Consider the following 13345-nt stretch of genomic DNA (forward strand, 5'->3'; position numbering starts at 1 on the left):
TGCTCCTCTGGCTGAAGTTGTGACGAACGGTCACGGGGGAGTCAATCGACTGCGCTCTCGCGGCACGGTGCCAATCAGATGATCCGGACCCGGGTGCCTATGGGAGTGATGTCGTAAAGCTCGGCGATCATGTCGTTGTAAAGGCCGATGCAGCCATCCGAGGACGGGCGGCCGATCTTGCGCGTGTCATGCGTGCCGTGAATGAGATAGGCGGGCCAGGACAGATACATCGCATGCGTCCCAAGCGGGTTTCCGGGGCCGGGCGGCATGTAGCGCAGGTCGGGATTGCGTTCGACCATCGAGGGGGTCGGGGTCCAGTCGGGGCCGACCTTCTTGCGCACGACTTCGGTATAGCCGCGTTTGGTCAGGTCCTCGCTGATCGGCACCGAGGTCGGGTAGATCCGGTAGTCCGTGCCGTCTCCGGACCAGAAATGCAGCGCGCGTGAGCTGGTATCAGCCACGATCACCGCCTTGCCGAGCCGGTCGAAATGGTCGCGCCAGTCCTGCCGCGCAAAGCTCGAGATATTGCGGCGGGCCATCGGCGCGGGCTCGGCCCTCAGAAGCGCGGGCGCCCCCAGTCCGGCGCCCAGCGTCACAAGCGCCGCGCGGCGCGAAAATGTCCGGTCTGTCATGGAATGCCCCCTTGCCTGCTCCGGGTTCTGATCCCGGGCAAACTGGGGCGCGGCGCGCGGACTTGCCAATCAACTCCGCTCACCGGATCGCGCGCTGACGTAGCGTAAGAGCGGGTGGCGCGCGTGGACGGTCGGCGGCTATTCCGCCGCCTTGGTCGATTTCGTGCGCGCAGTGGGCTTTGCGGTCTTGGCCTTTGCGGTCTTGGCGGTCGCCTTCTTGGCTGTCTTGCCCGCGGCCTTGGGCGCCTTCGCCGTCTTGGCGGGGGCCGCCTTGGCCTTGGTCTTGCCGCCCTTGGCGGCCTTCGCGTCGATCAGCTCGACCGCCTGTTCCAGCGTCACATCGCCCGGTTCCACATCCTTGGGCAGGGTCGCGTTGACCTTTTCCCATTTGACATAAGGCCCGTACCGCCCGGCCATCACGTCGATGGCACCGCCTTTTTCCGGATGTTCGCCCAGCTGGCGCAGCGGCTTCGCGGCCGTGCCGCCGCCCCGGGTCTTCTTCTGGGCCAGCACCTCGACCGCGCGGTTCATGCCGATGGTGAAGACTTCCTCGACATCGGGCAGGTTGGCGTATTTCTTGCCATGCTTGACGAAGGGGCCATAGCGCCCGATCCCGGCCTCGACGGTCTCGCCATCCTCGGGATGCGGCCCGATCTCGCGCGGCAGGCTCAACAGCATCAGCGCCTTGTCGAGGTCGATCTCTTCGGGTTTCCAGCCCTTGGGCAGGCTGGCGCGCGGCGGTTTCGGGACCTCTTCTGTGGCCTCGCCGCGCTGCACATAGGGGCCGAAGCGGCCGATGCGCAGGCTGATCTCGTCCTCGCCGTCATGGCCCAGAACCTTGCCGTCAAGCTCGGACCCGTCATCGCCATTCACCGCCGAAAGCGAGCGGGTATAGCGGCAGTCGGGATAGTTCGTGCAGCCGATGAAGGCGCCGCCCGACCGCGCGGTCTTGAGGTTCAGCCGCCCCGCCCCGCATTTGGGGCAGATGCGCGGGTCGGACCCGTCCTCGCGCGGCGGGTAAAGATGCGGCGCCAGAACCTCGTCGATCTTTTCCAGAACCTCGGAGATGCGCAGGTCGGCGGTTTCGGCGATGGCGGCCGAGAAATCCTTCCAGAACCGGTCCAGCACCTCGTGATAGTCGCGCGCGCCGGCCGAGACGTCGTCGAGTTCATCCTCCAGATTGGCGGTGAATTCGTAACCCACATAGCGGCTGAAATAATTCGACAGGAAGGCCGTCACCAGCCGCCCCTTGTCCTCGGGGATCAGCCGGTTCTTGTCCTTCAGCACATAGCCGCGATCCTGGATCGTGGTCACGATCGAGGCATAGGTCGAGGGCCGGCCGATGCCGAGCTCTTCCATCCGCTTGACCAGCGTCGCCTCGGTGTAGCGCGGCGGCGGCTGGGTGAAGTGCTGTTCGGGCGTGATCTTGTCCTTGCGCGCGGGCTCGCCCTGCGTGATCTGCGGCAGGCGCTTGTCGTCGCCATCCTCGACGTCGTCGCGGCCCTCTTCATAGACCTTGAGGAATCCGTCGAACATCACCACCTGGCCGGTGGCACGCAGCGCGACCTGATGGTCGGCGCTTTCCACCTCGACGGTGGTGCGTTCCAGCCGTGCGGCTTCCATCTGGCTGGCGATGGTGCGCTTCCAGATCAGATCGTACAGCTTGCGCTGATCGTCATCCGTCACCTTCAGCTTGGACGGATCGCGGGTCATCTCGGTCGGCCGGATGCATTCATGCGCTTCCTGCGCGTTCTTGGCCTTGTTCTTGTACATCCGCGGCGATTTCGGCACGTAGTCCGCGCCGTAGCGGTCCTTGATCGCGTCGCGCGCGGCCATCACCGCCTCGGGCGCCATGTCGATCCCGTCGGTCCGCATGTAGGTGATGATGCCCGCCTCATAAAGCCGCTGCGCCGCCTGCATCGTCTGGCGCGCGCCAAAGCCGAACTTGCGGCTGGCTTCCTGCTGCAGCGTCGAGGTCATGAAGGGCGGCGCGGGATTGCGGGTCGCGGGCTTGGCCTCGACCGAGGCGACGGTGAAGTCGCGGCTTTCGATGGCCTTGACCGCCAGTTCGGCATCGGTCGCGGTGGCAAGGTCGAACTTGTCGAGCTTCTGGCCGCCCAGCGTGACCAGCCGCGCCTCGTAGCTTTGGCCGCGGGGCGTTTCCAGCACCGCCGTGACCGTCCAGTATTCGCGGGCGCGGAAGGCTTCGATCTCCATCTCGCGCTCGACGATCAGCCGCAGGCAGACCGACTGGACCCGACCCGCCGATTTCGCGCCCGGAAGCTTGCGCCACAGGACTGGCGACAGGTTGAAGCCCACAAGATAATCCAGCGCGCGGCGCGCCAGATAGGCATGGACCAGCGGCTCGTCGACGGTGCGCGGGTTCTTCATCGCCTCGGTCACCGCCGATTTGGTGATGGCGTTGAAGACGACGCGGCTGACCGGCGTGTCCTTCTTGATCGCCCGGCGGGCGCGCAGGGTTTCCTCAAGGTGCCAGGAAATCGCCTCGCCCTCGCGATCGGGGTCGGTGGCGAGGATCAGCGCATTGTCTTCCTTCAGCGCGTCGGCGATGGCCTTCACGTGCTTCTTGCTGTCCGAGGCGACCTCCCAGGTCATCTCGAATCCGTGCTCGGGATCGACCGATCCGTCCTTGGGCGGCAGGTCGCGGACATGGCCATAGGACGCGAGAACCGTGTAGTCGGAGCCCAGATATTTGTTGATTGTCTTGGCTTTGGCCGGGGACTCGACGACGACGACGGGCATGGATTTCTCTCGACTCGGGGGGCGGGTGCCTTGGCGGCGCAAGATGTGGGGGGGAGGCCGCGAATGTCAATGCACGGCTGGATGACGGGCGGGATTCGCCCTTGGGTTGAGGCGCCGCTGCGTCAGATCCGGTCGGGGCTGCGAAGGGGCGCTCAGCGGGTGCGGGACAGAAGCCCGCCGGGCGCGCGGGCGATCCGGCCGTCAAGTTCCAGCGTGACCAGTTCGGGGGTCACGGCGCCCGCGGGAAGGCCCAGATCGCGGATCAGCTGGTCTTCGGCCAGCGGCGAGGGGCCAAGCCGGTCGAGGATGCGGGCATGCAGCACGGCCGGGTCGGCGGGCACGCGAGAGTGGGCGGCGGGAGTTTCGGGCACCTCGGTCACCCGTGGCCTCGCCTGCGGCGCGGGGGCCTCGGGCTGCCGTGCCTCGGTCAGGGAAGGGGCGGGGCCAAGTGCCTCGAGCACATCGTCGGGATGGCGCACCAGCACGGCGCCGTCCCGGATCAGCATGTTGCAGCCCGAGGCGCGGGCATCGAACGGGTGGCCCGGGACCGCCAGCACGTCGCGGCCCTGATCGAGCGCGGATCGGGCGGTGATCAGGCTGCCCGAGCGCGACGCGGCCTCGACCACGACGACGGCGCGGGCGAGGCCCGAGATGATGCGGTTGCGCTGCGGAAAATGCCGTGCCTGCGGGTCGAGCCCGGGGGGCTGTTCGGACAGCCGCAGGCCGAATTGCGCGATTTCATTGGCAAGCCCGGTATTCTCGACCGGGTAGGGCACGTCGATCCCGCCGGCCTGTACGGCGATGGTGCCGGTTTCGAGGGCGGCGATATGGGCGGCGCGGTCGATCCCGCGCGCAAGCCCCGAGACGATGACATAGCCCGCCCCGGCCAGTCCCTCGGCCAGCCGTCGGGCCATGCGCAGCCCCAGCGACGAGGCGTTGCGGGCGCCGACCAGCGCCACCATCGGCCGGTGCAGCAGCTCTGTGTGACCCAGCGCCCAGAGCACGGGCGGCGCGTCGGGCAGGTCCAGAAGGGCGGGGGGGTAGGCGGGGCTGCCATGCAGCACGGCCACGGCGCCAGCCTTGCGGGCGCGGGCGATCTCGGCCCGGGCGGTCTCTTCGGTGCAGGGCGCGTAGTCCTCGACGCCCGCTTCCTCGGCGATCCGCGGCAGGGCCTCCAGCGCCGCCGCGGCGCTGCCATGATCGTCGATCAGCCTGAAAAAAGTGGTCGCGCCGACACGGCGCGACCGGATGAGACGAAGCCACGTAACCAGGGAGTCTTCCCGGGTGGGTGGTGCGAGGGGGTGGTAGGAAGAAACAATCTCCACGTTTCGCAGCTCCGCTCATCCGTGAGGCCAATGTGCATCGGAATGGGTTAATACAAGGTGAACGGAATCGAGAATTTCACCTTTTACGCGAAGTCTTCCTATCTGATGTCCGGCCCGCGCGCCCGACACGGCGGCAAGCCCTTAATGCACTGGGGAAATGCCGCCTCAGGCCCCGGCGCCGCCCACGGTCAGCCCGCCGATCAGCAGGGTCGGCTGGCCGACACCCACCGGCACCCATTGTCCGGCCTTGCCGCAGTTGCCGATTCCCGGGTCCAGCGCCATGTCGTTGCCGATGGCGCGAATCTGCTTCATCGCGGTGGGGCCGTCGCCGATCAGCGTGGCGCCCTTGACCGGGGCGCCGACCTTGCCGTTCTTCACCCGGTAGGCCTCGGTGCAGCTGAAGACGAACTTGCCGTTGGTGATGTCGACCTGCCCGCCGCCGAAGCCGACCGCATAGATCCCGTCCTTCAGATCGGCCAGGATGTCGGCGGGCGCGGCATCGCCGCCCAGCATGCAGGTATTCGTCATCCGCGGCATCGGCGGATGGGCATAGCTTTCGCGCCGCCCGTTGCCGGTGGGCGCGACCCCCATCAGCCGGGCGTTCTGACGGTCCTGCATGTAGCCCACCAGCACGCCGTCCTCGATCAGCACGGTGCGGTTCGAGGGCGTGCCCTCGTCGTCGAAACTGATCGAGCCGCGCCGGTCGGGGATCGTGCCGTCGTCAAGGACGGTCACGCCCTTCGCCGCCACCTGCTGGCCCATCAGCCCGGCAAAGGCCGAACTGCCCTTGCGGTTGAAGTCGCCCTCGAGCCCGTGGCCCACCGCCTCGTGCAGCAGGATGCCCGGCCAGCCCGGCCCCAGCACCACATCCATGGTTCCGGCGGGGGCGGGCTCTGCGCCGAGATTGACCAGCGCGACGCGCAGCGCCTCGCGCGCCGAAGCCTCCCACGAGGTGCGGTCGATCAGTCCGGCCAGCCCGGTGCGGCCGCCGCCGCCATGGCTGCCCGATTCGCGATGGCCGTTCTCTTCGACGATCACCGAGACATTGAGCCGGGTCATCGGCCGGATGTCGGACAGCAACCGCCCGTCGGGCCGCAGGATCGCCACCTCCTGCAGCGAGGCCGCGACCGAGGCCGTCACCTGCACCACGCGCGGATCGAGCGCCCGGGCGAAGGCGTCGATTTCGCGAAGCGTGTCGATCTTCAGCGCGAAGGGTGCCTCGGCCAGCGGGTCGGCATCGGTGTAAAGCCGCCGGTTGGTCGGCTGCGGCCCCAGCGCCAGCGTGGCGCCGCCGTCGCCCACCGCCAGCCGCGCCGTCTCGACCGCGCGTTTCAGCGCGGCTTCGGAGATTTCGGTGGAATGGGCATAGCCCGCAGCCTCGCCCCGGACGGCGCGCAGGCCGAATCCCTCGGAGGCATCGTAGCTGGCCGTCCTGAGCCGCCCGTCGTCGAAGCTTAAAACCTCCGAACGGCGCCGTTCCAGAAACAGCTCGCCGTCATCGGCCCCAAGCGTCGCCGCCTGCAAAAGCATCAGCGCCCGGTCGCGGTCCAGCGCGGTCTCGAAAGGGCGGAACGGGGGGTGTTGCATGGGGTCTCCTGAGCTGGCGCGGATCGGGCTTTGGAAAAAGCGGCAGAATGTCGCAGGTTTCGCTTGTGCCGCCCCGCCCAATATGTTTCTCTGATCTCAAGATGCAACGGTGAGACGCGATCCAGGCGCGATCCACCGCAACGATGGCGCAAGGCGCCACGTCAGGGAACCGGGGAATTGGCCCATGTCGCTCCACATGGGCCTTTAGGGGGCCGGCGATTGCCGGGCCAGACCCATCAAGAGTCCGACGCTGCGCGCTCCCGCAGCGTCGGATTTCTTGTTTAGGGGCAATCGCACCGGTGCCACAGACCTCAGTTTGCCGCAGTGTCGCCCGGCTTGCGGCCTGTCCGCGCTGTAGCTGTCTGCCGTGCGACCGTCACTTTGTGTCGCTTCCCGGGGCCGCGCCGCGGGGTGACATGGCCCGGCGTCTGGCGTATCACGCGTCAGGTTGAGGGAAAGAGCAGTCAATGCGCTATGTGTCGACCCGGGGACAGGCCCCGGTCCTGAGTTTCGAAGAGGCGATGCTGACCGGGCTGGCCCGTGACGGCGGGCTCTATGTGCCCGAGACCGTGCCGACGATGCCGCCCGGGGCCATCGCCGCGCTGGCGGGGCTTTCCTATGAAGAGGCCGCGTTCCGGGTCATGCGCCCCTTCGTCGGCGACGCCTTCACGGATGCCGAGTTCGAGGCGATCATCGGCCGCGCCTATGCCGGCTTCAACCACGCCGCCCGCGCGCCGCTGGCCCAGATCGGCCCGAACCACTTCCTGCTTGAACTGTTCCACGGCCCCACGCTCGCGTTCAAGGACTTCGCGATGCAGCTGATCGGCCAGCTCTTCCAGGCCGCGCTGGAACGCTCGGGGCAACGGGTGACCATCGTCGGCGCGACCAGCGGCGATACCGGCTCGGCCGCGATCGAGGCCTTCCGCGGGCTGAGCAATGTCGATGTCTTCATCCTGTTCCCCGAAGGCCGGGTCAGCGAGGTGCAGCGCCGCCAGATGACCACGCCCGCCGAGGACAACGTGCATGCGCTGGCGCTGAAGGGCGATTTCGACGATTGCCAGGCGCGGCTGAAGGACATGTTCAACCATTTCGAGTTCCGCGACGCGGTCGGGCTTGCCGGCGTCAACTCGATCAACTGGGCGCGGGTGCTGGCCCAGGTCGTCTACTACTTCACCGCGGCGGTCTCGCTCGGCGCGCCGCACCGCCCGGTCCGCTTCACCGTGCCCACGGGCAATTTCGGCGACATCTTCGCGGGCTATATCGCGCAGCGCATGGGCCTGCCCGTCGAGAAGCTGGTGATCGCCACCAACCAGAACGACATCCTGCACCGGGCGCTGACCGGCGGGGCCTATGAAACGAAGGGCGTTGCGCCCTCGATCAGCCCGTCGATGGACATTCAGGTGTCCTCGAACTTCGAGCGCGCCTTGTTCGAGGCCTATGGCCGCGACGGTGCGGCCGTGGCCGGGCAGATGGAGGACCTGAAATCCAAGGGCGGCTTTGCCATCAGCCAGGGCGCGCTGGAATTCCTGCGCGAGACCTTCGCCTCGGGCCGTGCGTCCGAGGCCGAGACGACAGACACGATCCGCGCGACCTTTGCCGCGACGGGGCTGACGATCTGCCCGCATACGGCAGTGGGCGTGAAGGTCGCGGCCGACCAGCCCGCCTCGGCCGCGCCGATGGTGACGCTGGCCACGGCGCATCCGGCGAAATTCCCCGATGCGGTCGAGGCCGCCACCGGCGCGCGGCCGCCCCTTCCAAAATCGATGGCCGATCTGTATGACCGGCCGGAACGGGTGAGCCCGGTCGAGAACGACCTTGCCGCCCTCGAAGCCCTCATCAATGAAAGGCGCAAGCGTTGAGCGTCGAGCTGCACAGGCTGCCGAACGGATTTCGTATCGTGACCGAGCGGATGCCCGGTCTGCAATCCGCGGCCATCGGGATCTGGATCATGGCCGGGGGGCGCGACGAGCGGCCCGAGGAAAACGGCATCGCGCATTTCCTTGAACACATGGCCTTCAAGGGCACCGAGAAGCGCACGACCCTGCAGATCGCCGAAGCGATCGAGGATGTGGGCGGCTATATCAATGCCTATACCTCGCGCGAGATGACCGCCTATTACGCCCGGGTGCTGGAGGCCGACGTGCCGCTGGCGCTGGACGTGCTGGCCGACATCCTGGTGAACCCGCTTTTCGCCGAAGAAGAGATCGAGGTCGAACGAGGGGTGATCCTGCAGGAAATCGGGCAGGTGCTCGACACCCCCGACGACGTGATCTTCGACTGGCTGCAAGAGGTCGCCTATCCCGATCAGGCGCTGGGCCGGTCGATCCTCGGCCCGGCCGAGCGGGTGCGAGGCTTCACCCGCGAGGATCTTTTCCGTTTCATCGGCACGCATTACACGCCCGACCGGATGATCCTGGCCGCCGCGGGTGCGGTCGATCACGCCGAGATCGTGCGCCTGGCCGAGGCGCTTTTTTCGGGACAGACACCCGCCGCGCGCGGCCAGCTGGACCCCGCGCGTTTCGCCAGCGGCGAGCGGCGCGAGATCAAGCCGCTGGAACAGGCGCATATGGCGCTGGCCTTCGAATGCCCCGGCTATCGCGACCCGGGCATCTATACCGCGCAGGTCTTCTCGACCGCGCTGGGGGGCGGCATGTCCTCGCGGCTGTTCCAGGAACTGCGCGAGAAACGCGGGCTCTGCTATACCGTCTTCGCCCAGACCGGCGCCTATGCCGATACCGGGATGCTGACGCTTTACGCGGGGACCAGCGCCGAACAGGTCGGACCGATGGCCGAGCTGACCATGGCCGAACTGGCCCGCGCCGCCCAGGACATGACGCCGGCCGAGGTGGCGCGCGCCCGGGTGCAGATGAAGGCGGGGCTTTTGATGGGGCTGGAAAGCCCGTCCAACCGGGCCGAACGGCTGGCGCGGCTGGTCTCGATCTGGGACCGCGTGCCCGGGGTCGAGGAGACGGTCGCCAATATCGACGCGGTCACCACCGGCGATGTGCGCGAGTTCGCGGCCCGGCTGGCCGGAACCGCCCGCCCGGCGCTGGCCCTTTACGGCCCCGTCTCGGGGGCACCGGCGCTTGACGCGCTGCAAGGCAGGCTCGCCGCCTGATGCTGGGGTTCAGGCGCAAGGTCCGGATCGAGACCGAGCGAATGACCCTGCGCCCCCCGGTTCATGCCGATTTCCGGCCCTGGGCGATGCTCAGGGCCGAGAGCATGGGGTTCCTCACCCCCTGGGAACCGACCTGGTCGCCCGACCATCTGTCGCGCAAGGCCTTCACCAACCGGGTCTACTGGGCACAGCGGGCGCTGGGCACCGGCTCGGCGGTGCCGCTTTTCCTGTTCCGCCACTCGGACGACGCGCTGCTGGGGGCGATCACGCTTGACAACATCCGCCGCGGCCCGTCGCAATCGGGCACGCTCGGCTACTGGATCGGCGAATGCCATGCCCGCCACGGCTACATGCGCGAGGCGATCGAGGCTCTGGTGCAATACGCCTTCACCCACAAGGATCTGAGCCGGATCGAGGCTGCCTGCCTGCCCGAGAATGCCGCCTCGCGCGGGGTTCTGGAAAAATGCGGCTTCAAATACGAAGGCGTGGCCCAGAGCTATCTGCAGATCAACGGACGCTGGCGCAATCACGTGCTCTATTCGAACCTGCGCCGCGACCGGCGCGGCCGGACCGAGACCGGTCTGGCCTGAGGCCGTCCGGCGCAGGGCCTAGCGTTTCAGCACCAGCCCCTGTCCGGTCGGCAGCGGGAAGACCCGATAGTTGCGGGCGTCGAACCACGGGTCCTCGGCCAGCTTCTGCGCACGGTAGCCCATCGACCATTCGTAATCGTCAAGAATGACGATGCCGCCCGGCACCACCCGGTCGAACAGCATTTCCAGCGCGGCAAGTTCCGCTCCGACCTGGTTGAGGTCGAGATGCAGGTAGGAAATCTTCTGCGGCGCCTCGGTCCGCAGGACCTCTGGTATGCGGCCGCGCACGATCCGCACCGTCGGATAGCCCGCGAACCGCGCCTGCACCCGGGCGTGCAGGTCCGGCCCGTGTTCCGGCATCGCGTGATGCGGGTCGCTGTCGTCATGTTCGAAAAGATCGTAAGCCCAGAACTGGCGAGGGAATTCCGGCCCGCCCAGATAGTCGACCACGACCTTGACCGCGGTGCCGCGATAGCAGCCGCATTCGACGAAGTCGCCCTCGAGCTGGACCGCGTGATAGCCCGCGCAGGCCAGGATATACCGCCGCCAGACCGTCGCCTGGTCGATCGCGTGATCGCCCAGATTGCCCTGCCAGGCGGTCATGAAGGGCTGGTCGTCGAACATCGAGTTGTTGCGCCCCCAGCTGAGGAAATTGTCGGCGAAATGGACGCCGCCCGCCATGCGCTTGGCCATTGCCCGGGCGAAGGCGGCGATCTCGTCGGCATCGGTGATGCCCCAGAAGACCGGAACGAAGAAATCCTGCACGACATTGGGGTCGGCGGGGGGGGTGAGTTTCGGCAGTTGCATGAGAACCCTCTGCGCCAGGACCCTGACGTGCTGTCCGGGCCTGGGCGCAGATAGCCATGCTTGCATTGATGCTGCGTGAATCGAACCGCCCGGGCGTGACCGGCGCGGACCGGGCGCTATCTTCGGGGCGGGAGGTGCCATCCATGCTGCGATCCTGCCTGATCCTGCTTGCGGTCCTGACCGCCTCGTCCGCCGCTGCCGATGGACGGCGGCTCAGCCATTGCATCGCCATCGCCGATGCGGACCCCGGCATCGCCTACCTGCACCGCGCGTCCTTCGGCACGCCGCTCGCCGAGAACGCGGTTCGGCTGACCTTCGTCGATCACGCGACCTTTCTGCTCGAAACTCCGGGCGGTCTGGTCGCGGCGACCGATTATACCGGCTATCTCGGCCCGATGCCGGTCACGCCCGACGTGGTGACCATGAACAACGCCCACGAAACCCATTTCACATCCTTTCCCGATCCGGCCATTCCCCATGTGCTGCGGGGCTGGGCCAGGGACGGGGTCGCGGCCGATCATCACCTCGATCTGGGCGAGATGCTTGTGCGCAACGTGCCGACCGACATTCGCGGCTATGACAGCGCGGCGGTCCACCCCAACGGCAACTCGATCTTCGTCTTCGAGGTGGCGGGGCTTTGCATCGGGCATCTGGGCCACCTGCACCACATCCCGGACGAGGCGCAATTCGCGGCGCTCGGGCGGCTCGACGTGGTGATGGCCCCGGTCGACGGGCGGCTGACGCTGGACCTGCCCTCGATGACCGCGGTGCTGACCCGGCTGAAAAGCTCGGTGGTGATCCCGATGCACTGGTTCGGCCCCCGGACGCTCGACCGCTTTCTGGCCGGCATGGCGGACGAGTTCGCGGTGACCCGGCCGGGGGATTCGTCGCTCGAGCTGTCGCTTCGCACGCTGCCGTCCCGTCCGACGGTCGTGGTGCTGGAGCCCCTCTCCGACTGAGCTCTCCGCCCGATCTGTCCAACCCTGTCCGACCGGCTTGCCAGCGGGCGGCCCGCCATGCTTCACCGGTGGGGAAAGGAATGCCCATGCTGAACCCTGTCACCGACGCCTTTGCCGCCGACCTGCGCACTCGCCTGCCCGCCGCCGTCTTCCGCGAGTTGACGCCCGCCTATCTGGAAGAGCCGCGTGGCCGGTTCCGGGGGCAGGGAGGGCTGTTGCTGGCGCCGGGGCGGGTCGAGGAGGCGGCCGAGATCGTGCGCGCCTGCGCCACCGCGCGGGTCGGCATCGTGCCCTATGGCGGCGGGACCGGTCTTGTCGGCGGGCAGATCCTGGAAGCGGGCCCCGCCCCGGTCATCGTCACGCTGGAACGGATGCGGGCCATTCGCGCGGTCCATGCCGACGAGAATGTGCTGGTGGCCGAGGCGGGCTGCATCCTGACCGAGGTGCAGGACGCGGCCGAGGCGGCGGGGCGGCTGTTTCCGCTGTCTCTGGCCTCCGAGGGCTCGGCGCGCATCGGCGGGCTTTTGTCGACCAATGCGGGCGGCGTCAACGTCCTGCGCCATGGCAATGCGCGCGATCTCTGCCTCGGGATCGAGGCGGTGCTGCCCGACGGGTCGATCCTGAAGGGGCTCAAGCGGCTCCGGAAGGACAATACCGGCTACGATCTGCGGTATCTTCTTATCGGGGCCGAAGGCACGCTGGGGCTGATCACCGCGGCAGCGCTGAAACTGGCGCCCCGGCCTGCGAGAACGGGCGCGGCGCTTCTGGCGGTGCGCGATCCGGCGGCGGCGCTGGCGCTGCTGGCCCTGGCACGGGACCGGGTGGGCGAGGGGATCTCGGCCTTCGAGCTGATCCACCGTGCCGGGTTCGACTTCATCGCCGAGACCCTGCCCGACCTGCGCCGTCCCTTCGCCGATCCGCCGGACTGGACAGTGCTGATCGACCTCGGGCTCGGTGCCGGACAGGACCCGGGCGCGGCGCTCGAGGGCCTTTTCGCCGAGGCCTTCGAGGCGGGGCTGGTCTCGGATGGTCTGGTGGCGCAGTCCGAGGCGCAGCGGCACGATTTCTGGATGGTGCGCGAATCGATCCCGCTGGCCAACCGGCGGATCGGGGCAATCTCGTCCCACGACATCTCGGTGCCGCTTTCGGCGATCCCCGACTTCATCGCCGCGGCCGGGCCTGCGCTGGCCAGCATCGGCCGCTTCCGGATCAACTGCTTCGGTCATCTGGGCGACGGCAACCTGCATTACAACGTCTTCCCGATGCCGGGCGAGACCCGGGCCGATCATGAGCCCCGCCGCAGCGCCATCAAGCGCTGCATTCACGATCTGGTGGTCTCCTTCGATGGCTCGGTCAGCGCCGAGCATGGGATCGGGCGGATGAAGGTCGAGGATCTGGAACGCTACGGCGACCCGGCGCGGCTGGCGGCGATGCGGGCGATCAAGGCCGCGCTCGATCCCGCGGGGATCATGAACCCGGGGGCGGTGCTGCGGGCTCCATCCTGATCTCGGGGGCGGACGGCGCGGTCGCGTCGTGGGTATTTTCGCCAAGAAGAAGCGGACGT

General features: G+C 67.9%; 10 protein-coding genes. 5 read left to right on the forward strand and 5 right to left on the reverse strand.

Annotated elements, in window-relative coordinates; translation table 11 throughout:
- Positions 1 to 74: 74 nt before the first annotated feature.
- The 4 genes from C8N38_RS04890 to tldD all read right to left on the reverse strand — a co-directional run bounded on the left by C8N38_RS04890 (position 75) and on the right by tldD (position 6307).
- Positions 75 to 632, reverse strand: coding sequence for a L,D-transpeptidase (locus C8N38_RS04890; protein ID WP_108024531.1), 558 nt, complete (start codon positions 630 to 632; stop codon positions 75 to 77).
- Between the two features lie 138 nt (positions 633 to 770).
- A complete protein-coding gene (gene topA / locus C8N38_RS04895; RefSeq protein WP_108024532.1) occupies positions 771 to 3395 on the reverse strand; it encodes a type I DNA topoisomerase in 2625 nt (874 codons plus the stop codon).
- Positions 3396 to 3547: 152 nt separating this feature from the next.
- On the reverse strand, positions 3548 to 4714 hold the full coding sequence (dprA, locus tag C8N38_RS04900; RefSeq protein ID WP_245895545.1) for a DNA-processing protein DprA: 1167 nt from the start codon (positions 4712 to 4714) through the stop codon (positions 3548 to 3550).
- Between the two features lie 171 nt (positions 4715 to 4885).
- Entirely contained in the window at positions 4886 to 6307 is a 1422-nt protein-coding gene (tldD, locus tag C8N38_RS04905; RefSeq protein ID WP_108024534.1) for a metalloprotease TldD, read from the reverse strand.
- Positions 6308 to 6774: 467 nt separating this feature from the next.
- Between tldD and thrC the strand changes: the two genes are divergently transcribed.
- From thrC to C8N38_RS04920, 3 genes are read left to right on the forward strand one after another with little or no spacing between them, the layout of a single operon-like run.
- Positions 6775 to 8166 (forward strand): threonine synthase, encoded by a 1392-nt coding sequence (gene thrC / locus C8N38_RS04910; RefSeq protein WP_108024536.1) that lies wholly within the window; start codon positions 6775 to 6777, stop codon positions 8164 to 8166.
- Positions 8163 to 9425 (forward strand): M16 family metallopeptidase, encoded by a 1263-nt coding sequence (locus C8N38_RS04915; protein ID WP_108024537.1) that lies wholly within the window; start codon positions 8163 to 8165, stop codon positions 9423 to 9425. The genes thrC and C8N38_RS04915 overlap by 4 nt, the downstream gene beginning before the upstream one ends.
- On the forward strand, positions 9425 to 10015 hold the full coding sequence (locus C8N38_RS04920; protein WP_108024539.1) for a GNAT family N-acetyltransferase: 591 nt from the start codon (positions 9425 to 9427) through the stop codon (positions 10013 to 10015). The genes C8N38_RS04915 and C8N38_RS04920 overlap by 1 nt, the downstream gene beginning before the upstream one ends.
- 18 nt (positions 10016 to 10033) lie before the next feature.
- On the opposite strand, the gene C8N38_RS04925 is transcribed toward C8N38_RS04920, so the two are convergent.
- Entirely contained in the window at positions 10034 to 10822 is a 789-nt protein-coding gene (locus C8N38_RS04925) for a TylF/MycF/NovP-related O-methyltransferase (protein ID WP_215731085.1), read from the reverse strand.
- A 143-nt stretch (positions 10823 to 10965) separates the two neighbouring features.
- Here C8N38_RS04925 and C8N38_RS04930 point away from each other — a divergent pair, with 143 nt between their 5' ends.
- Both C8N38_RS04930 and C8N38_RS04935 read left to right on the forward strand, forming a co-directional pair.
- A complete protein-coding gene (locus tag C8N38_RS04930) occupies positions 10966 to 11781 on the forward strand; it encodes an MBL fold metallo-hydrolase (protein WP_108024543.1) in 816 nt (271 codons plus the stop codon).
- Between the two features lie 86 nt (positions 11782 to 11867).
- A complete protein-coding gene (locus tag C8N38_RS04935) occupies positions 11868 to 13286 on the forward strand; it encodes an FAD-binding oxidoreductase (RefSeq protein WP_245895514.1) in 1419 nt (472 codons plus the stop codon).
- The last annotated feature ends 59 nt before the right edge of the window (positions 13287 to 13345 follow it).

The organism is Rhodovulum kholense, assembly GCF_003053725.1.
Classification (GTDB): Bacteria; Pseudomonadota; Alphaproteobacteria; order Rhodobacterales; family Rhodobacteraceae; genus Rhodovulum; species Rhodovulum kholense.

Coding starts and splice junctions, on each gene's coding strand:
- C8N38_RS04890 (WP_108024531.1), bottom strand. CDS start 632: ATGACAGACCGGACATTTTCGCGCCGCGCGGCGCTTGTGACGCTGGGC.
- thrC (WP_108024536.1), top strand. CDS start 6,775: ATGCGCTATGTGTCGACCCGGGGACAGGCCCCGGTCCTGAGTTTCGAA.
- C8N38_RS04935 (WP_245895514.1), top strand. CDS start 11,868: ATGCTGAACCCTGTCACCGACGCCTTTGCCGCCGACCTGCGCACTCGC.
- C8N38_RS04930 (WP_108024543.1), top strand. CDS start 10,966: ATGCTGCGATCCTGCCTGATCCTGCTTGCGGTCCTGACCGCCTCGTCC.
- C8N38_RS04920 (WP_108024539.1), top strand. CDS start 9,425: ATGCTGGGGTTCAGGCGCAAGGTCCGGATCGAGACCGAGCGAATGACC.
- C8N38_RS04925 (WP_215731085.1), bottom strand. CDS start 10,822: ATGCAACTGCCGAAACTCACCCCCCCCGCCGACCCCAATGTCGTGCAG.
- tldD (WP_108024534.1), bottom strand. CDS start 6,307: ATGCAACACCCCCCGTTCCGCCCTTTCGAGACCGCGCTGGACCGCGAC.
- topA (WP_108024532.1), bottom strand. CDS start 3,395: ATGCCCGTCGTCGTCGTCGAGTCCCCGGCCAAAGCCAAGACAATCAAC.